The organism is Meridianimarinicoccus marinus (assembly GCF_040689105.1).
GTDB lineage: Bacteria > Pseudomonadota > Alphaproteobacteria > Rhodobacterales > Rhodobacteraceae > Meridianimarinicoccus > Meridianimarinicoccus marinus.
In genome coordinates this window covers 34,094-57,703 of record NZ_JBFBVU010000021.1, presented here as the reverse complement: position 1 = coordinate 57,703, position 23,610 = coordinate 34,094, and the positions used below count along the sequence as shown (strand labels likewise).

At 66.3% G+C, this 23,610-nt stretch carries 17 protein-coding genes; 9 read left to right on the top strand and 8 right to left on the bottom strand.

Annotated elements, in window-relative coordinates; all coding sequences use genetic code 11:
* Positions 1-47: 47 nt before the first annotated feature.
* Complete coding sequence (locus tag AB0T83_RS14935; protein ID WP_366194037.1) at positions 48-1,463, bottom strand: alkaline phosphatase D family protein; 1,416 nt, start codon at positions 1,461-1,463, stop codon at positions 48-50.
* Positions 1,464-1,708: 245 nt separating this feature from the next.
* On the opposite strand from AB0T83_RS14935, the gene AB0T83_RS14930 reads away from it, so the two are divergent.
* Entirely contained in the window at positions 1,709-3,745 is a 2,037-nt protein-coding gene (locus AB0T83_RS14930) for a DEAD/DEAH box helicase (protein ID WP_366194017.1), read from the top strand.
* Between the two features lie 42 nt (positions 3,746-3,787).
* Here the strand turns inward: AB0T83_RS14930 and AB0T83_RS14925 are convergent, their stop codons facing one another.
* The 4 genes from AB0T83_RS14925 to AB0T83_RS14910 all read right to left on the bottom strand — a co-directional run bounded on the left by AB0T83_RS14925 (position 3,788) and on the right by AB0T83_RS14910 (position 8,366).
* Positions 3,788-4,693, bottom strand: a complete 906-nt coding sequence (locus AB0T83_RS14925; protein ID WP_366194016.1) for a hypothetical protein — start codon at positions 4,691-4,693, stop codon at positions 3,788-3,790.
* Positions 4,686-5,726, bottom strand: coding sequence for a hypothetical protein (locus AB0T83_RS14920; protein WP_366194015.1), 1,041 nt, complete (start codon positions 5,724-5,726; stop codon positions 4,686-4,688). Before AB0T83_RS14920 ends, AB0T83_RS14925 begins: the two co-directional genes overlap by 8 nt.
* Positions 5,723-7,714: a glycosyltransferase family protein gene (locus AB0T83_RS14915; RefSeq protein WP_366194014.1), complete on the bottom strand. Its 1,992-nt coding sequence runs from the start codon at positions 7,712-7,714 to the stop codon at positions 5,723-5,725. The genes AB0T83_RS14920 and AB0T83_RS14915 overlap by 4 nt, the downstream gene beginning before the upstream one ends.
* 166 nt (positions 7,715-7,880) lie before the next feature.
* Positions 7,881-8,366: a transcriptional repressor gene (locus AB0T83_RS14910; RefSeq protein WP_366194013.1), complete on the bottom strand. Its 486-nt coding sequence runs from the start codon at positions 8,364-8,366 to the stop codon at positions 7,881-7,883.
* Between the two features lie 75 nt (positions 8,367-8,441).
* Here AB0T83_RS14910 and AB0T83_RS14905 point away from each other — a divergent pair, with 75 nt between their 5' ends.
* The 8 genes from AB0T83_RS14905 (at position 8,442) to AB0T83_RS14870 (ending at position 19,536) form a co-directional block, all read left to right on the top strand.
* The gene (locus AB0T83_RS14905; RefSeq protein WP_366194012.1) at positions 8,442-9,446 is read left to right on the top strand and encodes a zinc ABC transporter substrate-binding protein; all 1,005 of its coding nucleotides are present in this window, start codon (positions 8,442-8,444) and stop codon (positions 9,444-9,446) included.
* Between the two features lie 68 nt (positions 9,447-9,514).
* Positions 9,515-10,159, top strand: a complete 645-nt coding sequence (locus AB0T83_RS14900) for a paraquat-inducible protein A (protein ID WP_366194011.1) — start codon at positions 9,515-9,517, stop codon at positions 10,157-10,159.
* Positions 10,156-10,785: a paraquat-inducible protein A gene (locus AB0T83_RS14895; protein WP_366194010.1), complete on the top strand. Its 630-nt coding sequence runs from the start codon at positions 10,156-10,158 to the stop codon at positions 10,783-10,785. The genes AB0T83_RS14900 and AB0T83_RS14895 overlap by 4 nt, the downstream gene beginning before the upstream one ends.
* Complete coding sequence (locus tag AB0T83_RS14890) at positions 10,757-13,441, top strand: PqiB family protein (RefSeq protein ID WP_366194009.1); 2,685 nt, start codon at positions 10,757-10,759, stop codon at positions 13,439-13,441. The genes AB0T83_RS14895 and AB0T83_RS14890 overlap by 29 nt, the downstream gene beginning before the upstream one ends.
* Before the next feature lie 2 nt (positions 13,442-13,443).
* Positions 13,444-14,007 carry a PqiC family protein gene (locus AB0T83_RS14885; protein ID WP_366194008.1) on the top strand — a complete coding sequence of 188 codons (564 nt, stop codon included), beginning with the start codon at positions 13,444-13,446 and terminating at the stop codon, positions 14,005-14,007.
* A gap of 118 nt (positions 14,008-14,125) precedes the next feature.
* Complete coding sequence (locus AB0T83_RS14880) at positions 14,126-14,392, top strand: hypothetical protein (RefSeq protein WP_366194007.1); 267 nt, start codon at positions 14,126-14,128, stop codon at positions 14,390-14,392.
* A 77-nt stretch (positions 14,393-14,469) separates the two neighbouring features.
* The gene (locus AB0T83_RS14875) at positions 14,470-16,953 is read left to right on the top strand and encodes a glycosyltransferase (protein ID WP_366194006.1); all 2,484 of its coding nucleotides are present in this window, start codon (positions 14,470-14,472) and stop codon (positions 16,951-16,953) included.
* Between the two features lie 63 nt (positions 16,954-17,016).
* A complete protein-coding gene (locus AB0T83_RS14870) occupies positions 17,017-19,536 on the top strand; it encodes a glycosyltransferase (protein WP_366194005.1) in 2,520 nt (839 codons plus the stop codon).
* On the opposite strand, the gene AB0T83_RS14865 is transcribed toward AB0T83_RS14870, so the two are convergent.
* Genes AB0T83_RS14865 through AB0T83_RS14855 form a run of 3 tightly spaced genes read right to left on the bottom strand, consistent with a single transcriptional unit; the run spans position 19,527 to position 23,516 of the window.
* Positions 19,527-20,444: a glycosyltransferase gene (locus AB0T83_RS14865; protein ID WP_366194004.1), complete on the bottom strand. Its 918-nt coding sequence runs from the start codon at positions 20,442-20,444 to the stop codon at positions 19,527-19,529. The two genes, AB0T83_RS14870 and AB0T83_RS14865, sit on opposite strands and share 10 nt — an antisense overlap.
* A gap of 52 nt (positions 20,445-20,496) precedes the next feature.
* Entirely contained in the window at positions 20,497-21,396 is a 900-nt protein-coding gene (locus AB0T83_RS14860; protein WP_366194003.1) for an FAD:protein FMN transferase, read from the bottom strand.
* Positions 21,393-23,516: a 4Fe-4S binding protein gene (locus AB0T83_RS14855; RefSeq protein WP_366194002.1), complete on the bottom strand. Its 2,124-nt coding sequence runs from the start codon at positions 23,514-23,516 to the stop codon at positions 21,393-21,395. Before AB0T83_RS14855 ends, AB0T83_RS14860 begins: the two co-directional genes overlap by 4 nt.
* Between the last annotated feature and the right edge of the window lie 94 nt (positions 23,517-23,610).

Sequence of the window (23,610 nt, the reverse complement as noted above, 5' to 3'; positions counted from 1 at the left end):
GAAACATTCCGGGCCGGGGGAGGGATCTTCCCCGGCCCGGAGGTGTCTCAGGTCAGCGCCAGGGCCGGCGTGGCGCCGCTGTCTTCCAGATGCCAGACCGCCTGCCAGTCGCGTCCCGTCCGCTCCAGCACCAGGAAATTCCGCTCGGCCATATAGCGCTGCTTTCGCCCCGGCAGCGGATGGATGCGGATTTTCTGCTCCGGGATCGGCGAGGACCCCAGCCCGGCCAGCGTACCCAGCGACCGCGCAAAGGCCTGTGGCGGCGCCCGGTGCGCGATGCCCGAGGCGACAAGCTGATGGATCAGGGTCGGACCGCGCCCCATCTCGGCGCGGGTGGCCAGATGGATCTCGCCCGACAGAACCGTCACGGGGGCTTTCTTGCGCAGGCGCAGCATCTGTTTCAGCATCCGCACCCATTCGGCGCGGTGGGCACGGCTTTGCCATTGGTCGCGCAGATCGTCCTCGTACTGCTGGATCTTCGGGATCATCAGCATGACCCCTTCCAGCAGCGACAGGCGCGGCCCGAGCAGCGGCACCGAGGACACCATCATCACATGATCGCCCTGCGGTTCCAGACCCTCGACCGTCTGCCAGCCGGCTTCGCGCATCACATGGCGGCGGCTCCGCTCCGACCGCAGGTCGGGGGCGAACAGGGTCAGGCCGGGCAATTCATGCGCCCAGCCCAGACTGCGGCCCTGCGGGTCCAGGAACAGGGTGGCCACGTCGTCCTCGGTGGCGGCATGCTGGAACATCAGGTACATCTCGCGGGCCACCCGAAACAGGGTTTGCCCAAGGGTCGAGGACGTGCGGTCGCGGGGCAGCGAACCCCAGCCGTCGCAGATGTCGTGGTCGTCCCAGACACACAGGCTGGGCACGCGCGCCGCAAGCCAGCCGTAGGCCTCGTTGCCCATGGCGCCCAGATAGCGCTGCACAAAGGCCGCGCGCAGGTGTTCGGTGATTTCGGCCTGCTGGGCGTCGTCCAGATCGGGTGGGGTGTCGCCGGGCCATCCGTCTGTCAGCGGATGGCCGTGGGTGGCTTCATCGGCATAGATCTGGTCGCCCCCCTGCAGCAACAGGGCGAAGGGCGCGCGGTCGTGGTTCCGGCCAAGCCGTTCCCACATGGCATTGCGTTCTTCGGGCGCACGATCCATGTCGCCGTTTTCCTCGCCATTGCACGAGGCGAAGGCGATGCGCAGATCGCCGGTCAGATCGGTCTGCACCGGATAGTGACTGTCGCCCAAATCATAGCCGTCATCTGTCGCGCCAAGGTCGAAGTCGTGCCGCCAGGCGGTGACCTCGCCCAACTCGCGCAGCTTGACCGCCGCGATCTTGTGCCCGCCGGCCTGAACCGGGGGCGGGGTTTCGCCCGGCGGCAGAAGGCTCAGCGCGGCCAGGGCCAGCCGCCCATCCCGCCACCCGCGGAAATACAGGAACGGCCCGGCGCGGTCGGGAAAAGGGTGCATTGTCACGGTTTGGGCCCTTTCTCAGGCGTGCCACGGGTCGGGTCCAGCTTTTCAACTGCCACCGCGTCCCCCGGCGTTCAAGTCCCGTCACGGCGTGCCGCAACGTTTGAACCTATACAACGGGCGCAGAACCCGTTAGGTGCCATCGATCACCCAATTTTGACTCGCGCCGCCGCGGGTCCCCGGACCGCGCGGCTGTTTGCAACAGCAGCCGCTCCGGCTTTGCCAGAAAAGACGACCACTTCGTGAAACAAGCTCTCGCAGATGCGCTTCAGCAGCGCGGCTACACAACGCTCACCCCGGTGCAAGAGGCCGTCTCGCGGCCCGAACTGGTGGGCGTGGACCTTCTGGTATCGGCCCAGACCGGGTCGGGCAAGACCCTGGGATTCGGGCTGGCCATCGCGCCGACCCTGCTGGGCGACGCGGAGACCTTCGGGCGGGCGGACACACCGCTGGCGCTGATCATCGCGCCGACGCGGGAACTGGCCTTGCAGGTCAAGCGCGAGCTGGGCTGGCTGTACGAAAAGGCCGGGGCGGTCATGGCGTCTTGCGTGGGCGGCATGGACATGCGCACCGAACGGCGGACGCTGGAGCGGGGCGCGCATGTCGTCGTCGCCACGCCGGGCCGCCTGCGCGACCACATCACCCGCGGCTCCATCGACCTGAGCGGCATCCGCGCCATCGTGCTGGACGAAGCCGACGAGATGCTGGACCTGGGCTTCCGCGAGGATCTGGAATTCATCCTTGGCGAAGCGCCGGACGAGCGTCAGACCCTGCTGTTTTCCGCCACCGTGCCGCGTTCGATCGCGGAACTGGCCAAAAGCTACCAGAAGAACGCCGAGCGCATCGTTACCAAGTCGGAAACGACCCAGCACGCCGATATCGACTATCGCGCGATGTCGGTGTCGGATCGCGATGGCGAGAACGCGGTCATCAACACGCTGCGTTTCTACGAGGCGCCCAATGCCATCGTGTTCTGCAACACCCGCGAGATGGTGAACCGGCTGACCACCCGCCTGTCGAACCGCGGCTTTCAGGTGGTGGCCCTGTCCGGAGAGCTGTCTCAGGCCGAACGCTCGCATGCCTTGCAGGCGATGCGCGACGGGCGGGCGCGGGTCTGCGTGGCCACCGATGTGGCGGCACGCGGCATCGACCTGCCGAACCTCGATCTGGTGATCCACGCGGAACTGCCCAACAGCTTTGAGACCCTGCTGCACCGCTCGGGCCGCACCGGGCGCGCCGGGCGCAAGGGCGTCAGCGCGATGGTGGTGACCTTCAAGAACCGCCGCAAGGCCAACCGCATTCTCAGCATGGCGCAACTGACGGCGGACTGGGGCGATGCGCCCTCGGCCGAGGACGTGCTGGCCCGCGATGAAGAGCGGATGCTGGCCGACCCGATCTGGACCGAAACCGGCGATGCCGATCCCGAGACCGTCGCCCGTCTGGCCGAGAAATTCACCTCCGAACAACTGGCACGCGCCTATCTGACGCTGTACCGGGCGCAGCATACGGCGCCCGAGGAATTGTCGGCGGCCACCGACGAACGCCCCGCCAAGCGCGCCGAATTCGGGCCGTCGGTCTGGTTCTCGCTGTCGGTGGGCCGTACCCAGCGGGCCGAACCGCGCCGCCTGTTGCCGATGCTGTGCAAGGCCGGCGACATCACCAAGAACGAAATCGGCGCGATCCGCATTCAGGACGATCACACCGTGTTCGAGATCCGCGAACCCAATGCCGAGGCTTTCCTGGCCGCCATCGGGCCCGAGCGTGTGCTGGAAGACGGGATCACGCTGGAACGTCTGGACAGCGCCCCGACGCTGGCCCCGATGACGCGCACGCCTTATGAAGACCGGCCGCGCAAACCGCATCGGGGGGCGGACAAGCCCCATTACGCGAAGGGCGGCAAGGATGGCGACAAGCGCTTTGACCGACCGCGCGATGATGCCGGGTCCAGGCCTGCGGGTGACCGCCCCAAGGCCAAGTTCGACCCTGAACGGGCTGACAAGCCCTACAAGAAGGCCAAGCCCTTCAAGAAGGATGGCGACACACCCGCGTCCCCCTACAAGAAGGACAAGCCTTTCAAGAAGGACGGCGCGGCAAAGAAGGACGGCCCGTACCGCAAGGACAAGGATGCGGGCAAGGACAGCTATGCCCGGAAAGGCCCCAAGCCACCGGTGGGCAAGCCGACCAGCAAGAAGAACAAGGCCCGCGCCAGCACCGGCGAGCCGGTCAGCGCCATGGACACGAGCAAGCGCATGGATAATCGCGGTCGCCGCAAGCCTTGAATGTCGGGGCCGGGGGGGCGAAAACCCCCTCCGGCCCGGGGGTCAATAGCCGAAGAACCGGGAATAGTAGGACCGCGCGAAAACCTCGCGCAGACGGCTGTCATCATAGGCGTCCAGCACCTCGCGGATGGTGTCCGCGTGCAGCTTGCCGGTGCTGCGGTTTTCCGACACGCCCAAGTCGATGTCACCCAATCCCAGACCTGCGATCAGACCCGGAAGCTGTTGGGCCATATCCTCATACCGCAGCACGGCAATGGTTTCGCCTTCGTCTTGGCGCAGCCACAGGCCATCCCGCGCGCTCAACTCTCCGATCCCGACGCCAAGGGCGCTTTGGAAATGGGTGCGGTACCAGTTGAACGGGCGCAGGACGAGATAGGTGAAGAGCACCAGCGCCGGGGTCAGCCCCTCCTTGATCTCGGCCGCCGAGGCCCGCGATTGCACCGAGATGTCCCAGAAAGTGTCCGATGTGGAAAACAGCGTCGAGATCTCGTCGAGCATGGCCGGAAGTGCGGCCCGGATCACCGCATCGCCATCCTCGGGCACGGTCTGGCCGATCTGGGCCAGATAGGTCTTCATGGTCTCAAGATGCGCCTTTGCATCCTGTGTCAGGGCCGAGCGGAACCAGTCCATCGGATCGCGGCACATGGACAAGATCAGCAGGTTCTGATCGGTGTCCAACCCCGCGCGCAGCTGCGTCACCTTGCGCGTGATGTCAATGTTTTCAACAAGCTGTCCGCGTTGGTGAAAGTAGAAATACTCTGACATGCCGGGCGCAAACAGGCTGTCCAGAATCTGGCCCAGGGCCTGCTTGCCCATGAAATGGGATTGCACGGCCTCGACGTCCGGAAGCAGGTTCAGCGCCGCCACGATCGAGGTGCTGGCCACCTTTCCGAACTGGTAGACGACGGCATAGGTGGGTTTGTCCGCAAGCGGCTTGATTTCAGGCATTCATCAGGTCCGTGTTCTGCCGCAGCCAGGCGCTGTAGCTGTCCCCGTCGCTGTCGAAGGGGTCGGGAAAGGTGTCGCGCAGGTCGGGGCGGTCGCGGTACAGAACCCGCGCCGGTTTGGGGATTTTCTCGCCATCCGAGAACCGGTCGTATTTCCACCATTTCTCGGGCAGGCCGTCGGGTTCATTCGCCTCGACCGCCATCTTGTACCAGGCCCAAAGCTCGTAGACGTCCGAATCGCTGCCGGCGTAGCGTTGGGTCATGATGTCCCCGACCGGCCCCAGCTTGGTGAAATGGAAGAAGGTCAGCGGGCGGTCATTGGCCAGCAAGTCACCGGCGTCGTCAAACCGAATGTCGCGGCGGCTGATGTTCCAGCTGGCTACATTGTAGCCCGGATCGCGCCAGGTCATCACGCCATCGAAAAAGCACGGCACCAGGTTGCACCACTTCTGATCCACGAACAGGCCCACATCCAGACGATCATGGCACCAGTCGTGCAGCCGGGCTTCCCACCAGGCGGCAAAGCGGCGGCTTTCTTCGGTGTTCGCCACGGCGATGAAGCCAAGGTTGTAGGTGCCATAGTGCAGCGAGGTGATCTCGTTGTCCGAGATCCCGAGCGGCGTTTCATCCGGCTCGACCTGATGCGGCGTCAGGATGATGTTGCAATGATCCAACTGGTCGATCAGCGGATCCAGCGGCGAAAACACCGCTGTGTCGGGATCGAAATACAGCACTTTCGCGTGCGCGGGGTCGTCCAGCAGATAACGCAGGGCGGCGCCCTTGACCGCCGTGCAGGCCTCGACGATGTCATGGCCGAACAGCCACGGGCGATGATCCTCGCCCATGAAGCGGTCGGGGGTCAGCACCTCGTCGAAAGCCGCCGCGATCGGGGCCATGTCGAAGCCCTCCGGCGCCTCGTCCACAAGCACCGCCACCAGTTTCCAGTCCGGATGCACGCGCCGCACGCTGTCGGCCCATGTCTTCGCGCGTCCGAAGTAGTTCAGCGAGAAGCTGGTGAAGGCGGCGATGGTCATGCGAATTCCCCCATCCTGACATGGCCAAGCCCCATGTCTGACAGGTCCATGTCCAGACTTCTGGTGGCGCGGTCGGCGCGGGCCTTCCGGGCTTCCTCGACCACGTCGTCGGTTTCGAGAAACGCGATCAGCGCGGCTTTTGAGGGCAGCACGATACCGCAGTCCTCTGCCGCGATCAGGTCGGCCACATTGCCTGCCCCGGCGCGGGAGACCAGCCGCGCGCCGCCGGTCACGGCTTCATAGGCCGCCAGGCAGAAGGTTTCCGGCCAGCTGGCCCAGTTCAGGACCAGATCGATGCGGGCCTCTCGGATTGCGTCGATCATGGCACGGGGGTCATCGGTCGAGACAGACGCCGGGTGGAACCGGATCGCGCCGATGCCCGGATTCTCGCTGCCGAGATAGTGAAAACTCATGTCGTCGCGCAGCGCGAAACGCTCGGCCATTTCCAGAAAGACGCTCCAGCCCTTGTGCGGGGCCGGGCTGCCGGCAAAGCCGATGTGAATGGGCCCGTCTTCGGCGGGCTCGGCTTGCGTGGCTGGGCCATGGGTCAGGGTCAGATGCGGCAGGATCGAGACCGGCGCCGGGGCATAGCTGTTGTGTCGGGTCCAGACATCCGCCGCCGCGCGCGACGGCGCCAGAACATGCGGTGTCAGCGCCGCGAAGAGCTTTCCCATGCGGTCCAGATGGTTCTGCCGCTCGGACCCGTAGACGCAGATCGTGCAGGCGGTCGAGGCCAGATCGGGCGCGTTGCAGAAGGCCACGTTGTTGCGTTGCAGCGCGTAGGAGGGGCACAGCGTGAAATAATCATGCACCCACAGCAGGACCGAGGCCGGATGAACCCGTTGGGCCAGCGCGATGATGGTCTCGGGTGCGTGGCCCATCAGCGAATGGATCACCATCGTCACGGCCATATCTTCGGTCCGCGCGGACAATCTGTCCATCAGGGTCGCCGGTTCGAACGCGCCCAGAGCCCGGCCGTCCAGCGTTGCAACGAAAGTCGTGTCGGTGCCCGGATCGGCAAAGGTGGGCAGCGGGACGGCGGGGCGCAGGTTCAGATGGGTGATGCCCTGGTCCCGGCACTGGTCGCGTTCGTGCTGGATGCAGAACTGTACGCCGCCCACGTTGGCCTGAAAGTCATCGTGCCCGATGCTCAGAACCAGCGTGCCGGTGTCGATCAGGGCGCTGCGCAGGGCCGCGTCCAGAGCGTCGGTATCGCCCGCATCGGGCGGGGTTTCGGTGTGCGCCACCCGCCATGCCGCGCGCTGTTCGTCCAGTGGGCGCAGCCAGCGCAGAACCTCATGCTTGAAGCCCGCTGGATGAGTCGCCGCACGGCCTTCCTTGCGACCGGCCACGATGTAGTGCCAGAACGGATCGATGTCATGTGCAGCCACATCCGGATTGGTCATCAGGTAGTAGCTGATCGAGAATTTGGCCGTCGGGTTGCGCCCCTCGCGCCAGCCAACGGAGGCGTAGTGCTGCACCGGCGAGATGTCGGTGAAATCCACGTCCCGGTTGTTTGCGCGATAGTAGGTCTCGTCGAAATGCGGCGCGATGTGCTTAAGCTTGTGCAGGTCCGGCGCGCGGTCCTGCGGCGCATCTTCCACGGCTTCTGACGTGGTTTCCGCCGTCGGCAGATCCGGATCGGCTTCCGGGGCTTGCGACAGGCGGCCTTCGGCGCGTCCGTAGCGCAGATAGTGCAGGTACGGGTTGATGCCGTTTTCGCGCACGTCGTCATTGACGTCGAGGTAGAACCGGGTGGAAAACTTCGGAGTCGGGTCCAGCCCCTCTTGCCAGCCGACCGCCAGATAGTGTTCGGGCGCGCTCTGCTCCGGCGACAGCGCGTCCTGCAACTGGGCGGCGTAGTAAATGGTGTCGAATTCCTGTGCGATCAGGTCAACGTCGGACACGCTGTCGTCACTGCCATCATCCGAGCCTGCCTTTCCCGACGATTTCCTTGAAAACAGGGCAGCAAAGGCAGATCGGTTCATGCAAGAGGTTCCGCGTGCGACATCGGTGGGTCCGGTCGGGCTGGCTGGGATGACCGGGGTCCAACGGACTTACAAAGCAACTGTGTGACTTGTCAAACAGACGCGCGTGAAAGCGCGCCCATTGACCGCAGGTCCGGCAAGGCGCGGGGACGCCGGTGGCCGCGTCCTATCCCTGGCAGCCCGGGCACAGGCCTTCGGCTTCCAGCACCGAGGTTTCGATGGCAAACCCCGCAGCCTGTGCCGCCGGTCCCAGCAAGCCGCCTTGTGACGGGGCCGAGGCTTCGGCCACCGAACTGCATTTCCGGCAGATCAGAAACGCCGGCACATGGGCATCGCGCGGATGGGTGCAGACCACGAAGGCGTTGAGTTTCTCGATCCGATGCACGACGCCAAGCTCGCGCAGGAACGTCAGCGCCCGATAGGCCACCGGAGGCTGGCTGCCCAGCCCGTCCTGCGCCAACCGGTGCAGGATGTCATAGGCGCCCAAGGCGCGGTGCCCTTCCAGCAGGATCTCCAGCACGCGTCGCCGGATCGGGGTCAACTTCAGGCCGCGCTCGGCGCTCAGGCGTTCGGCCACGGCAAGGGTCTCGGTGCGGCACCGGCGGTGATCGTGGGTGGAAAACCCTTCCAGGGGGGTGACGGGGCGGGACAAGGACGGCTCCGGGTTGCGCTGGTTGTCGGAAGGTTCTACATCGGGCGCGAGTGTTATACAATAACGTGAGCGTGCATGATGCCCCTTGACCGTCTTGTCCCTGTTCTGACCGCCAGCCTTCTGGCCGCCGCCCCCGCCCATGCCGCGCCGGATGTGGTCACGGATATTGCGCCTGTGCATGCGCTGGTGGCCCGCGTGATGGACGGCGTTGGCGCGCCAGAAATGCTGGTCCAGCCCGGCGCCAGCCCGCATGACCACGCCATGCGGCCCTCGCAGGCGCGGGCGCTGCAGCAGGCGGATCTGGTCTTTCACGTCGGCGCCGGGCTGACGCCCTGGCTGGACAAGGCATTGGGATCGCTCTCGTCGGAAGAGGCGGTTGTTGCGCTAGCCGACGTGCCCGGCGTGCGGCAACTGCCCAGCCGCGACTTGGCCGTGTTTGCCGAAGGTGATGATGACCACGAAGACCACGACGACCACGACGAGCACGAGGATCACGATGGCCATCAGGACGACCACGAGGATCACGACGCGGACACCGACGACGACCACCAGCATGCGCATGGGGCCGTCGATCCGCACCTGTGGCTTGACCCGGCCAATGCCTTGGCCTGGCTCGGCGCCATCGCCGACAGCTTGTCAGCGCATGATCCCGACAATGCCGCCGCCTATCGCGCCAACGCGAATACCGCGCGGGATGAGCTTGACCAGCTTTCCGCACAGATCCAAACGGCGCTGGCACCTGTTCGGGATCGGCCGTTCATCGTCTACCACGACGCCTATCAGTATTTCGAAGCCGCCTTCGATATTCCGGCCACGGGGGCCGTGGCGGTCTCGGACGCCCAGGATCCGGGGGCGGCGCGGATCGCCCGGATCAAGGCAGAGGTGGCCGAACAGGGCATCGTCTGTGTCTTCACCGAACCCCAGTTCGATCCCAAGCTGGTGCAGACCGTGTTCGACGCCAGCGGTGCCAGGATCGGGATCATGGATCCGCTGGGCGCGGGGCTTGATCCCGGCCCGCAGCTGTACCCGCAAATGCTGACCGGGCTGGCCGATGCTCTGATCGAATGCCTGTCGTCGTGAGGCGGTCCCCGCGCCTGCGATGAAGGCAGGGGCTTGTGCCGGGGCGCGACACATCCCACTATCCGCGCATGACCCTTGCTGAACCGTCCCTGCGCCCTGATCGGCTGGACACCCTGATCGCCTGCCCGCACTGCGATTGCCTGCACACTCTGGCCTCTGTGCCGGTGGGTGCCACGGCGCGCTGTTCTCGGTGCCATTCGGTTCTGCTGTCGCCGCGCCGGGGGGCAATTGCCACTATCGTGTCGCTGGCCTTCGGGGCGCTGATCCTGATGATCTCGGCGGTGTCCTTTCCGTTCCTGGAAATCGAGGCCTCGGGGATCTCCAGCGCGGCTTCGGTCATCGACGCGGTCACCGCCTTCGCCGAGGCGTCGGGGATGATGGCGCCGCTGTCGGCGATCGTCGGCGCGCTGATCATCCTGTTGCCGGTGGGGCGGCTGGTGGGCATCATCTATGCGCTGGGGCCGCTGGCCATGGGACGGCAGCCCGCCGCCCATGCCGGGCTGGCGTTCCGTGTGGCGATGCGCCTGCGGCCCTGGGCCATGGCCGAGATCTTCATCCTCGGGGTCGCCGTCGCGCTGGTCAAGATCGTCGGGCTGGCGTCGGTCGAATTCGGCTCGGCCTTCTGGGCGTTCGTCGGGCTGGTCCTGCTGATCGCCGCCAAAGACACCATGATCTGTGAAAGGTCCATATGGCGCATTCTGGCAAGAAAGTGACCGCGCGACAGGCCGGGCTGGTGGGCTGCGGCCATTGCGGACAGGTGGCGCCGATCACGCAGAAGCAATGCGCCCGCTGCTGGTCGCCGCTGCAAAGCCGCTATGTCAACAGCCTGCAACGGGTCTGGGCGTGGTGGTTCGCCGGGCTGATCGCCTTCATTCCGGCCAACATCTATCCAATGATGATCACCGATACCCTTGTGGCGCGGTTTTCCTCGACAATTCTGGGCGGCGCGCTGGAGTTGATCCACCACGGTGACGTGTTCGTGGGGGCGGTGGTGATTCTGGCCTCGGTTGTCATCCCGGTGGCGAAATTCTTTGCCGTCGCCTATCTGGCCCTGATGATCCAGTTTCCCGCCAAGCGCGACCCGCACCGGCTGCATCTTCTGTACGAAGTGGTGGAATTCATTGGCCGCTGGTCGATGATCGACGTATTCGTCGTGGCCATTCTGTCGGCGCTGGTCCATCTTGGCGGCGTTGCCGATATCTATCCCGGCATCGCGGCGGTCTGCTTTGCGGCAACCGTCATCTTTACAATGTTCTCGGCACTCAGTCTGGACCCCCGGCTGATCTGGGACGCCTACGGGGAAAAACCGAGTGAGCGAAAGCGGACCCAGCGAGCTTGAAGTCGAAATGCGCAAGCCGCGCGGCATGGCCGGGCTGACCATGATCTGGCTGGTGCCGATAATCGCGCTGTCGCTGGCCGGGTTCATGACATGGCAATCGCTGGCCGGGCGCGGTCCGCTGATCGAGATCACCTTCATCAATGGCGAAGGTGTGGTCGCCGGCGAGACAGAGCTGAAATTCCGCGATGTCACCGTCGGCAAGGTCGAGACCGTTACCTTCGGCGACGGACTGACCAACGTGGTCGTCGGTGTCCGTCTGGACAAGTCCATCGCGCCTTACGTGGATACAGAGGCCGAGTTCTGGATCGTCCGGCCCGAGGTTTCCGCGCAGGGCGTCAGCGGTCTGGCGACGCTTCTGGGCGGCGTTTTCCTGGAAGGCGCATGGGATGCGGATCCGGGCACGCCAAGGTCGAAATTCGTCGGTCTCGCCAAGCAGCCGCTGTTCTCGCAGAACGAGGAAGGGATCGAGTTCCTTCTGACCGCGCCACTGGGCGGACGTATCGCGGCCGGCGCGCCGATCCTCTACAAGGGTGTCGAGGTCGGTCTGATCGACCGTCCGGTGTTGTCGGACGACGGCTCGCTGGTGACGGCGCAGGCTTTCGTGCGCGCACCCTATCACCACCTGGTCACCACGGGCACGCGTTTTTGGGGGGCCTCTGGCATCAACGTGTCGCTGGGCGCCGGGGGGCTGAAACTGGACATCGGCAACCTGACATCGATCATCAAGGGCGGGGTCGCCTTCGAAAACCTGGCGCTGGACGCGCGGGAAATCAGCAAGGGACATTCCTTCAGTGTCTTCGCCTCGCGCGATGCCGCCGGCAGTGCCTCGGTGATCGAAGTGGTTGGTGCCGAAGTGCCGTTCTCGATCCTCTTCGATGGGTCAATCGATGGTCTGGCCACCGGTGCCCCGGTGAAATTCCGCGGCCTGACGGTGGGCACGGTGATCGGGCTGGGCAGTTTCCTGGATGAAAGCGGCGATGAGCCCAAGGTCATGATGCGCGTCGATGTGCGCCTTCTGCCGGACCGACTGGGGATTTCGGGCGACGATGCCGAGAGGCGCACGATCGACCTTGTGGCCGAACAGGTTGCCAAGGGATACCGCGCGCAATTGGTCAGCCAGGGGCTGCTGGGCACCTCGCTGCGTGTCGATTTGGTGCAGGTGCCGGACGCACCGCCCGCTACTCTTGCCAGCCTGACCACCGGACGCCCGGTGATCCCGGCCACGGCGTCCAACATCACCGATGTCGCGGGGTCCATGCAGACCGCCGCCGAGCGTATCGTGAACCTGCCCTATGAGGACATGTTCCAGGCGGTCACCGACCTGATCGACCACGTCAACAGCGTGGTCGCCTCGGACGGAGTGCAGGACGCACCGGCCGAAGTGCTGGGGTTGATCGAGGACTTCCGCAAGCTTGTCGGGTCGGATGCAGTGACCGAAGCCGTGACCGATGCCGCGGCCTCGCTGGTCAGCCTGAAGTCCATCCTGGATCAGGTGCAGCAAAGCGAGGCCGCCGCCAGCCTCGTGGCCACCTTGAAAAGCACCGAACAGGTCGCCAGCCGTGTGGCCGAGGTCAGCAACGGCCTGCCCCAGATCACCGCAGAAATTCAGGCGTTGCTGGTCAAGGCCAACGATCTGCCGCTGGACCAGTTGATCGAGGAAGCCACGGCCGTGGTGGCCTCGGCCAATACGGTCATCAGCAGCCCCGATTTCACCACCATGCCCGACAGCCTGACGCGCATCCTTGCGGATGTGGAAACCTCGGTCGGCGACGTGCGCAAGATGGTCAACGAGGTCGCGGCTTCGACCGCCGTGGACTCGCTGGTGGCAGCCATGGCGCGGGTCGAGACCATCGCTAGGGACGTGGAAGGCACGGTGTCCGGGCTGGATCCGGTCATCGCGAACATCCAGACGCTGGCCAGCACCGCAGCCGGGCTGCCCTTGCAGGATCTGGTGTCGCGGGCGGCAACGCTGGTGGCCTCGGTCGATGCGGTGGCCTCCTCGCCCGACACCCAGGCGCTGCCGGGTCAGTTGAACGCGGCGCTTCAGACGGTGACCGCAACGGTGGCAGATGTGGAACAGATCACCGGTCGCCTGCGCGAAGGCCCCGAGGTGGACGCGTTGTTGGCGGCTCTCGGCCGGACCGACCAGATCGCGCAGTCCATCGAATCCGCCTCTGCCGGCCTGCCGGACCTTGTGGCCCGCATCGACGCGGTCGCTCGCACCGCCGAGGAACTGCCGCTGAACGAGTTGATGGCCTCGGCCAGCAGTCTGGTCGACAGCGCCGAGGCGCTGGTCAGTTCCGATGAAACCGCACAGATCCCGCCGGCGCTGGCCTATGCACTGGACGAATTGGGCGCGGCATTGGCCGAATTGCGCGAAGGCGGCGCGGTGGCCAACACCAACGCCATGCTGGCCTCGGCCAGTTCCGCCGCCGACGCGGTGGCCGCCGCCGCCGCCGATCTGCCCGAGCTTGCGGCGCGTCTGGACGGGCTGGTGCGTCAGTCCGAGGCCCTGATGGCAACCTATGGCGAGCGGTCGCAGTTCAGCGCCCAGACCCTGGCCGCGATCCGCGACATGCGCGATGCGGCGCAGGCGGTGACCTCGCTGGCCCGCACCATAGAACGCAAACCCAATTCCCTGCTTGTTGGACGATAACCATGCGCATTTTCCGCCCTTTCGCCGTGATCCTGCTTGGCCTTCTTGCCGGGTGCGGTGGATTCGACACGCAGATTCCCCTGCCTGATACCGCGACCAGCCTGAGGTTGCGCCCGCTGGTGTCCTCGATCGAGGTGCGCGACATGTCGCTGCCCCGCTATGCGGACGCCGATGAAATCGTTCTGCTGAACGAAGATGGCGGGCTGGAAACACTGTCCGGCAACCTTTGGGCCGACACCCCGTCGCGCGCCAGCACCTATGCGCTGGCGGACGCCCTGGGCACCATCACCGGCGCAAGGGTCGCGGCCGAACCCTGGCCGTTTACAGATTCGCCCGCTGCCCAGGTGCAAGTTCGTGTCAGCCAGATGCATGGCGATGCCAGCGGCGTGTTTCGCCTGAAAGGCCAATACGCGATCTCGCCGGTGGCCTCGGGGCTGGCCGACCGTTCTGGCCAGTTCGACATCACCACGCCGCTGACCGGCGACACACCGCGCGCCGTTGCGCAGGCCCAGTCGCGCGCCATCACGGAATTGGCCGAAACCATCGCCCGCCGCATCGCGCGCTAAGAGCGGTGCGCGCGGGACCATGATCGGGATCAGACGCAGGCTGGTACGACGGGCCCGCAGACTTGCCTGGAACATCTTGCCCGGACCCATTGTTCTGACAAGCTTTGACGGAAGGACGTTGGGGCAAGTCGACAGGCTGTCCTTCAACGGAAAATCGATCCGCGTGGAGGGCTGGTGCCGAAGCGAGGGGCTGGTGCTGGACTCCCAAACCGGCAGTGCACCGATCATCGAGCGGTTTCCCATTGCCGAACCCGACCCCAGTCTGTGCCTTGGCGCACGAAACACGGCCGGGTTTCGGCAAGATCTGGTCTGTTCCGGCGGCGTGGTGCAGTTGTCGGTCCAATTTGGCGGACATGTGTTTGTTTACGAGTTGGCAAACCTGTAACACCGTCGCGCATGACGGCGCTTTTGTACCGAGTCTTTCCAATGATGAGCAGAGCCCTTTCTCTTTTCCGGCGTTTCGTGACCACAAGGCTGCGGATGCGCGCGGGCCCCAAGGTCATCCGGAACCGGCTTGGCGATATCATCGGATGCGTGGACAGCATCAGCTTTGCACAGGGCCGCGTGCGCGTCGAAGGATGGTCGAGGGATCAGCGCCTTTACCTCTTGATGAAGGGGGGCGATCTGCCGGTCAGCGACCGCTTTGCCCGTGGCGATGTCCCGACAGGCTCTGACCTGGCCGAACCCGGTTTTCTGATCGATGCCCCCTGGGATGGAAATGCCCTGCGACTGGCCTGCGAAACGGCAGGGCGGGTGCGGGTCATCGATCTGCCCTGTCCCGGCTTGTGGCAGCGGCGCGTCCGAATGCCCATCGCGGCCCTTCAGTTGGTTTGGCTGGGGTTGCGGAACGCGCCGGACGTGATCGCGGCCGTGGGGCGCGGCGATGAGGCCGCCCACGCGCGGATGCGCGATCGGCTGGGGCTGACCACGGCCCTGACCGCGCGCACGCGCGACCTGCCGGAGGACCTGTTCGCAACCTCTCCGGTCACCGCCAATCCCGGGCCCGCCGCCACGATCATCGTCCCGATCTACAATGCATTCGACCTGCTGCCGGAACTTCTGTCGCGCCTGTCGCGCCATACGGATGTGCCGGGCCGGCTGCTGTTGGTCGAAGACGCCTCGCCCGACGATCGGGTGCGCCCATTCCTGTGTGATTGGATCAAGGGACCCGAAGCCGCGCGCCTGCCCATGCAGGTCGAACTGCTGGAAAATCCCGAAAACCTTGGCTTCATCGGCAGCGTCAACCGGGCGTTTGCCAAGGCGCTGGAGCATCCCGATCCGGTGATCCTGCTGAACTCGGACGCGATGGTGCCCGCAGGCTGGGCCGCGCGCCTGCTGGCGCCGCTGTCCGACATGGACAAGGTCGCTACGGTCACCCCGATGTCCAACGATGCCGAGATCTTCTCGGTGCCAAGGATCGTCTGCCGCAGCGATCTTGCCAAGGATCAGGTCGATGCACTGGACGCGGTTGCCGCCACCCTGTCGCCCCCGCTGGCCCGCGCCGACGTGCCCACCGGCGTGGGCTTCTGCATGGCGATCAACCGGGGGTTCCTGGAAAAGCTGCCAGGCTTCGACACCGCCTTCGGCAAGGGATACGGCGAAGAAGTCGACTGGTGCCAGAAGGCGCGCGCGCTTGGCGGGCGTCACATCGGGCTGGCCAGTCTCTTCGTGGAGCATCGCGGCGGCGCCTCTTTCGGCAGCGCCGCCAAGCAGGCGCTGGTGGCCAGGAACAACGCCACCGTGGCGCGGCGCTATCCGTCCTATGATGCCGAGGTGCAGGATTTCATCCGTGCCGACCCCCTGTCCGCACCGCGACTGGCGCTGGGGATCGCCTGGGCGCTGACCCTGAAGGACACGCCGCTGCCGGTCTACCTGGGACATTCTCTGGGGGGCGGGGCAGAGCATTATCTGGCGCGACGGGTGCAGGGTGACCTCGCCCGCTATGGCGCCGTGGTGGTGGTGCGGGTCGGCGGGGATCGCCGCTGGCGGGTCGAATTGCACACGCCGGACGAGGTGCTGGGCGCCGCGACCGGCAGCACCGACACCCTGCGCGGCCTGTTTGCGGGCCCCGGTGCGCGCCGCCTGATCTATTCCTGCGGCGTTGGCGACGGCGATCCGGTCGGCTTGCCTGCCGCGCTGCTGGACCTTGTTCAGCCCGGTCGCGACGCGATCGAGATCCTGTTTCACGACTATTTTCCCGTCAGCCCCTCTTACACCCTGCTGGACAAGGACGGACACTATCGCGGCGTTCCGCACCCGGGCACGGAAGATGCGGCCCATGCCACGTCGCGCCCCGATGGCACGCCGGTATCGCTGGACCAATGGCGGGCGGAATGGGGGCGTCTGGTCGCGGCCGCCGAGACGCTGGTGGTGTTCTCCCGCGCCAGCCGGGACATCGTGGCGCAAGCCTATCCGCAGGCAGCAGAACGCCTCCGGCTGATCCCGCATGACGATACGCACGCCGTGCCGCGCATTCCGGTCCCCGCGACCGGCAAGCCCGGCATCGGTGTGCTGGGCGACATCGGCTTCCAGAAAGGGGCCGAGGTCGTGGCAAAGCTGGGCGGCGTGCTGAATCCCGAAAGGCAAAGCCTGACCATCATCGGACGCGTCGATCCGGCCTATGCGCCGCCTGACCATGTGACCGTCCACGGGCGCTATGCTTTGGACGATCTTCCCCGGCTTGCGGCGGCCTACGGAATCGACCGCTGGTTCATCCCGTCGATCTGGCCCGAGACGTTCTCTTATACCACGCGCGAGGCGATCGCGACCGGTCTGCCGGTCTTCTGTTTCGATCTGGGCGGGCAGGCTGAAGGGGTGGCGACCGCGGACAACGGTCACCTGCTGCCGCTGGTGCTGGCCGACGATCCGCACGCGCTGGCACAGGCGCTGATCCGCCTGCCAAAGTCGCCGGAAAAACAGACCTTGGATTCCAAGGCGGCAGAGTAGTAGGGTCTTCGCAGTTGCGGCATCCCCCATTGTCGCCGGATTTCAGATGACTGGCAGGATTTTGTGACCCTTCTTGTGCGCCTTTTCCATCGGTTTGCCGATGAACAGGCTCGAATTGAGCAGCCGGGCTTCCTTCTGAAAGCACCGGGGGGCGGACAATTCGGAATTGTCACCGGCAGCCGTGTGGAGCGTTGCCGCCGGATCGTCGAAGGCGTGGCGCCGGGGGCCGAAGTGGCGCTGGTGTGCAAGTCGACCCGCGCCGAGGCCCGGGCGGATCTGGGCACCATGTCCGCGGATGGGCGCTTTGTGCTGGACCTGCCGGTGGGCCATTCGACGCCGTGGCTGGTGCTGAAGGTTGATGGGGAACGCCACGAATACCCGCTGCCCCCGATCTCGCGGACGCGTCGGATATGGTCGCGCGTGGCGGTACTGCCGCGCTTTCTGAGAACCACGTCGCGGCTTTTGCCCGACGGCATCCGCTGGCGGTTTGCGCAGGATCTTGAAGCGCGCGAGCGCATCAAGCGCCGTCTGGGATTTGCGCAGCAGGCCGTCTGGACCGATCTGGACCCCCGGTTTCTGGACCCCGCGCCGGAAGAGACCCGGGCGCCCGATCTGAGGCCCGTCACCGTGATCCTGCCGGTGCACAACGCCTTCGACCTGCTGGCCCCGGTGCTGGACCGCATCCATCGCCACACCGATGTGCCATGGCGCATGATCCTTGTGGAGGATGCCTCGACCGACGACCGGGTCCGGCCCTTGCTGCGCGACTGGGCGGCCGAGATGAACCAGATCGAAGCGGGCCGGGTCGAACTGATCGAGCAGGACCAGAACCAAGGGTTCGTGGCCAGCGTCAACACCGCCTTCGCGCGGGCGGTCGAGATCGGGCAGGACGTGGTGCTGCTCAACTCCGATTGCTTCCTGCCGGAGGCCTGGGCCAGCCGCATGCTGGCGCCGCTGCGTGCGCAACGCCATGTGGCCACGGTCACGCCCATGGCCAATGATGCCGAGCTTCTGTCGGTGCCGGTGCTGGCGCGGCGCGGCCCGCTGGCCGAGGGCGCGGTGGACCACATCGACGCGGCCGCCCGCATGGCCGAACTGCCGCCCTCGCTGACGCCGCTGCCCACGGGCGTCGGGTTCTGCATGGCCATCGACATCGACTACCTGCGCAAGGCTCCAGCCTTCGACACCGCTTTCGGCACCGGCTATGGCGAAGAGGTCGACTGGTGTCAGAAGATCCGCGCTCTGGGCGGCTTCCACTGTGCGCATCCGGGTGTTTTCGTCGAACATCGGGGCGCGGCGTCCTTCGGGATCGAACAGAAGGCCGCGCGCATTCGCGAGAACGATCGCCTGATCGCGCAGCGGCATCCCGAGTTTGCCCGGCAAGTGCAGCGCTTTGTGAGCGACGACCCGTTGCTGACTGAACGGTTGTTTTTGGCCTGCGCCTGGATCGGCGCCCATGGCGACGCGCCGGTGCCGGTGTTCCTGGCCCATTCGCTGGGCGGCGGGGCCGATGCCATGGTGCAGGCGCGGATCAGGGCGCGCACCCGGGCCGGGCTGGGGGCCGTGGTCCTGCGTGTCGGCGGCGTGCAGCGCTGGCAGTTGGAGGCGCACACGCCGCAGGGTGTCACCAAGGGCGCCACCGGCGATTTCGCCATGATCGAGAAGCTTCTGTCCGGGGTCACCTCGCGCCATGTCACCTATGCCTGCGGGGTGGGCGATCCTTGGGCGCATGAACTGCCGCGCCATCTGGCCTGGCTGCGCCGGCGGCCCTCGGACCTGCTCGAGATCGAGGTCCACGACTTTTTCCCGATCTCGCCGTCCCAGACCCTGCTGGACGGCCAGGGCTTTTACACCGGGGTTCCGCACCCGCCCGACGCGGGCAGTGCGCATGTGTTCCGGGGTCGCGGCGGGCTGCGCGTGCCGCTGGAAGCCTGGCAGGCGAACTGGCAGGGCGTGATGCGGGCGGCCAGCCGCGTCACCGTTTTCTCGCAATCCAGTTTCGACATAATGGCGGCGGTCTATCCCAAGGCCGTGGATAGGATCGTCGTGCAGCCGCACCCGCTGGGCAACCTGCCGCCCGCGCTGCCGCGGCCCGAGGCCGATGCCGCTCCGGTGGTCGGGGTGCTGGGCCACATACGCAAACACAAGGGCGCGGCCCTGTTGCGGGACATGTCGCATCGCCTGGCGCGCGGAGGTCAGGCGCGACTGGTGGTGCTGGGCACGGTAGAGCCGTCGTTCCGTCTGGCCCGTGGCGCGACCATCCACGGCGCCTATCGTACCTCGGACATCCCGGCACTGGTCCGGCGCTATGGCATCACCTGCTGGATGATCCCGTCGATCTGGCCCGAGACCTTTTCTTTCGTCACCCATGAGGCGTTGGCCACCGGCCTGCCGGTGTTTGCCTATGATCTGGGCGGGCAGGGCGATGCCCTGCGGGCGGCGCCCAATGGTCATCCGCTGCCCTTCGTGCCGGGCGGCGATGCGGTGACCTTTGCTGCGGGCATGGAGCAAGCGGGTGTGATCGGCGCTGCGAAGGAACGGGTACCAATGCTCAGGCGCGCCGGGTTGGCCGCTCAGACATAGCCCAGACCGGCAAAGGCGTGCAGAAGCAGCGTTCCGGGTCGGGACTGTCGCCGCAGGCCAAGCCTGCGATAGCCCAGCATGCGCGCAACGGCGGGGCGATCCTGCAAGGCAAGATAGTCCCGGCACAAGGTTCGGGCGTCGGGCGTCATCGGCAGATCGGCGTGCAGCAGCGCCTCGGCATTCTGCGTCAGCCAGCCGCGAAAGATGCCCTCGGCGATCAGCCGATACCGCTTGCGGCCGGCCCCCGCGCCCTTGTTATAGCCGATGTGATTGTCGCCGTGCTGGCGGTACAGCAGGGCGGGCGCGTCCTCCAGTTCGATGGGCACATTGCAGGCGGTTAGCGCCAGATAGCACCACCAGTCGTGAAACGGCACTGATACCGGCCCGGCCTGTCGCAGCAGGTCATGGGCGGCAGCGGTCAGGACGATGGTGCTGCCGTGCAGGACGTTCTGCACCAGCGCATTTTTAAGGCTGGGCGTGGTGCCTTCGGTGTGCAGGCGTCCGATGGGCGTCAAGTCGGCATCGGTGACGGTGCTGCCCGCCGCATAGCAGGCCGGGGCGTTGTCACCGTATTTGTTCAGGCGCGCCACGGCGCGGGCCAGCTTCTCGGGCAGCCACATGTCATCCTGATCGCAAAAGGCGATGCGGCGCGGTCCAAGGTCCGGGTGACACAGCAGCGCCAGATAGTTGGCCGCCGCCCCGCACCCCGCGCCGCTGAGCAGGCGGATCTCGCGACCCGGATGCGCCTCGCGGAAGTCCCTCAGGATGTCCAGCGTGCCATCGGTCGAGCCGTCATCGCTGATCCACAGGGCCCAGTCCGTCCACGTCTGGGCCGCGATGGACTCCAGTTGCGCCTGCAGGAAGCGGGCGCCGTTGTGGGTGCAAAGAAGGATGGTGACGGAGGACACGCGGAACCGGGAAATTGGGGCGGATGCCTCCCTATAGGACGAAGCGCGCGGCCTAGAAAGTGCGGATGTTGCCGTCGTGGTCGATGGCTATGATCTGCCGCAGGCCCAGGTCGCAGCGCAGGCGCTTGGCCATGTCGCGCAGGGCGGGGGCGGGAACAAAGCACAGGGCCGTGGACATCCCGTCGGCCAGTGTTGCGGTTTCAGCCTCGACGGTAACGGTGGACCACAGCGCGGGCTGGCCTTGCGGGCCAAGGATATGCCCCTTGGTGCCCAGACGCATGGCGTCGGGGCTTGAGGTCGCCATGGCGCCATCGCTCAACCGGCGGGTCAGGACCGGGCCAAGGGCGGGATCCTCGATCCCGATGCGCCACGGCCCGCCACGGGCGGCCAGTTCACCGACCTGTACCAGCCCTTTCGCCATGCCGTGCCGCCGCAGGACATCTGCCACCAGATCCGTGGCCAGCCCCTGCGCGATGCCGTTCAGCGTCAGTTGCTGGCCGGGCCGCAGGGTGATCGCCGCGGGCCCCTGCTGCACCCCGGACCAACCTACCAGCGCTTGTGCCCGGGCGGGGGGGCGCCCTTCGGCCAAGGCACGCCACAGTGGTTGTACCGTCGGGTCGAACAGACCGCCCGTTGCCCGGTGCAGCCGGTTGGACAGATCGATCAGCCGGCTGAAGTCTTGGTGCGGGTCGGGCAGCTGGCCCGTCCTGTTCAACTGGGACAGGGCCGAAGCGGTGTCGAACAGGTTGAACTGCGCCTCCACATGCCGCAACACGCCCTGCACCTCAGCCATCACGGCGGCGGTCTGATCGGCAGGCCCGTGCAGCACCAGCCGCGCCTCGGCGCCAAGGGCGCGCCCGGTCCAGATGGCGCGGGCCTGCGCTGGCAGGGCCATGCCGGAGGCGCTGGCCGCGGCAAGAATGGTCAGGAAACGGCGGCGCGTCTGGCTCATGGAATCACCACATCTCCGGGTTTTGACACTGTGCGCGGGGGCCGCGCGGCCTTGCGCCCGGCAAGGACCAGCGGCACGCAGGTGGCCTCGTCCTGGTAGATCGAAACGCAGTCAAGGCATTGGAAGCATTCGGCATAGTCGACCTTGCCCCATGCATCGATGGCGCCGTAGTTGCAGCGCACCTTGCACAGTTGGCAGGGGCTGCCGCATTCCACGCGCCGGGCGATCCAACTGCGCTTGCCAAAAACACGTCCGGTCGCGCCGGCCACGGCCATGAACGCGCCCAGCGGGCAGGCATAGCGGCAGAACCCCTTGAACAGCACCAACCCCAGCGCCAGCCACAGCCCGGCATAGGCGACATACAGCCAGTCGCGCCGGAAATGCACGGTGATGGCGGTCTTGAAGGGTTCGATCTCGGCCACGGTATCAATCTCGGCAGGCACCAGCAGCGCGGTCAATACCAGGGCCGCCAGCAGCCCGTATTTCACCAGCTTCAACCGGGCATCCCAACGCGGCGCAGGCTCGATCCGGGGCAGGCGCAGTACGCGTCCGATGTGATGGGCAAACTCCTGCAGCGCGCCGAAGGGACACAGCCAGCCGCAGAAAAACCCCCGCCCCCAGGCGATCAGGCCCAGCAGGGCCGCGATCCAGACCAGCAGCGAGAACGGATCATAGAGCAGGAAGGACAGGCTGCCGCCCTCGGTCACCGTGCGCAGGACGCCCAGCACCGTGACGATGGACAATTGCCCCTGGCCCCACCAGCCGACGAATCCCAGCACGAAGGCCAGTGTCGCCAGCCGCAGGGGCGTGAAGCCGCGCAGGGCCGCCACCCGGTTCTGCGCGGTGCCCAGCACCAGCAGCAGCCCGGCCAGAAAGGCCCCCAGCACCAGAAGATCGGCCTTCCGGTTCAGCAAGGCCTCGCGCCATGGGGGCAGGGGGGTGACCGGTTCGGGCCGGATGAAGAACCGTGGATCCGTAGTGTGGGTCAGGCTGAAACTGGCCGAGCCCAGTTCGGGCTGGAACATGCCATGCGCCCGCACCGCCTGGGCGTGCAACTGCCACGGGCGGGTCGGGTCGAATCCCAGCCGCCGATCGGTGCGCAGGATCATGCTCACCCCATCGTGCAGCGCCTCGGGCAGATCCGCCGCCAGTTCCACCAACAGATCGGCATCGCGCAACGCCACCGGAAACCCGTCCTGGTCCGCGGTCAGCCGGTCGGGCGCGGTGTTGCGCACGAAATTGTCCGACACCAGCCCGTGACGGGCGGTGTCGATCACCAGAAGCGGCTCGTCGCTGCCCGACACGGCCCGGAAACGCGCCAGGTCCTCCAGCGAGTCGGGGTCCAGAACCGCCCGCGCAATCGCCGGCGGCCCGATATCTATGACCCAGAGATCCAGATAGGCGCCCTCCGGGTCGGCCAGCGCCTCGGGATCATCCGTGACCCAGATCGTCCCTGCAAAGGCCTCCTGCACCTCGGCATTGGTGACGTGCAGATGCCCGACCAGCCCCTGTTCGACCAGCGCATGCCAGTCCAGATCCTCGGCATGGTCGGGGTCGGGATGGGCGGGGGGACCGGCGGCAATCCCCTGCATCTTCTCGCGCGCGACCTGCAGGGTGGCGGCCATCAGGCTTTCATGGGCGATGCGCACGCTGGCGGTGGCCTTGGTCACCCCGTCCAGATAGACTAACGCGCTGCCATCGCCACCGGCCCCATAGGGCGTGCCCACCACCAGCACGTCACTGATCGAATGGCCGCGATACTGTTCGAAGAACCTGTGAAACGGCGCCTCGCCAAGACCGGAGACGAAGATCGGCTCGTTGTGACTTACAAGCTGGACGTTTTGGAAGGTGCCCTGCAGATCCAGCGTGACCAGCATGTTGATCGGCGCGCCGGAAAAGCCGGGCAGGGGCGCCATCGGTTCGGTCTCGAAGACAAACCCCGCCTCGGCACCCCCCGAGTTGATCAGGCTGTAGACCCCTTGCCCGTTCAGCCGCTCGCCCAGCGAGAACGGCGGCACGATGCGCGCGGCGATTTCGTCGCGCGGCATGGGTTCTGCAGCCAGCGGCAGGGCGCAGGCCAACAGGGCAAGACACAGCACAAGGCGCGACAGAATGGTCATGGCCCGACCCTAGTCGCCGCTCCAGTGCCGCCAAATGCGACTTAGGTCGAAACGTGGCTGTCCCCGCCTTCGACTATGATCGCAGCCAGCCAGA

Coding starts and splice junctions, on each gene's coding strand:
- AB0T83_RS14905 (WP_366194012.1), top strand. CDS start 8,442: ATGATGCCCCTTGACCGTCTTGTCCCTGTTCTGACCGCCAGCCTTCTG.
- AB0T83_RS14915 (WP_366194014.1), bottom strand. CDS start 7,714: ATGAACCGATCTGCCTTTGCTGCCCTGTTTTCAAGGAAATCGTCGGGA.
- AB0T83_RS14885 (WP_366194008.1), top strand. CDS start 13,444: ATGCGCATTTTCCGCCCTTTCGCCGTGATCCTGCTTGGCCTTCTTGCC.
- AB0T83_RS14900 (WP_366194011.1), top strand. CDS start 9,515: ATGACCCTTGCTGAACCGTCCCTGCGCCCTGATCGGCTGGACACCCTG.
- AB0T83_RS14855 (WP_366194002.1), bottom strand. CDS start 23,516: ATGACCATTCTGTCGCGCCTTGTGCTGTGTCTTGCCCTGTTGGCCTGC.
- AB0T83_RS14925 (WP_366194016.1), bottom strand. CDS start 4,693: ATGCCTGAAATCAAGCCGCTTGCGGACAAACCCACCTATGCCGTCGTC.
- AB0T83_RS14935 (WP_366194037.1), bottom strand. CDS start 1,463: ATGCACCCTTTTCCCGACCGCGCCGGGCCGTTCCTGTATTTCCGCGGG.
- AB0T83_RS14860 (WP_366194003.1), bottom strand. CDS start 21,396: ATGAGCCAGACGCGCCGCCGTTTCCTGACCATTCTTGCCGCGGCCAGC.
- AB0T83_RS14920 (WP_366194015.1), bottom strand. CDS start 5,726: ATGACCATCGCCGCCTTCACCAGCTTCTCGCTGAACTACTTCGGACGC.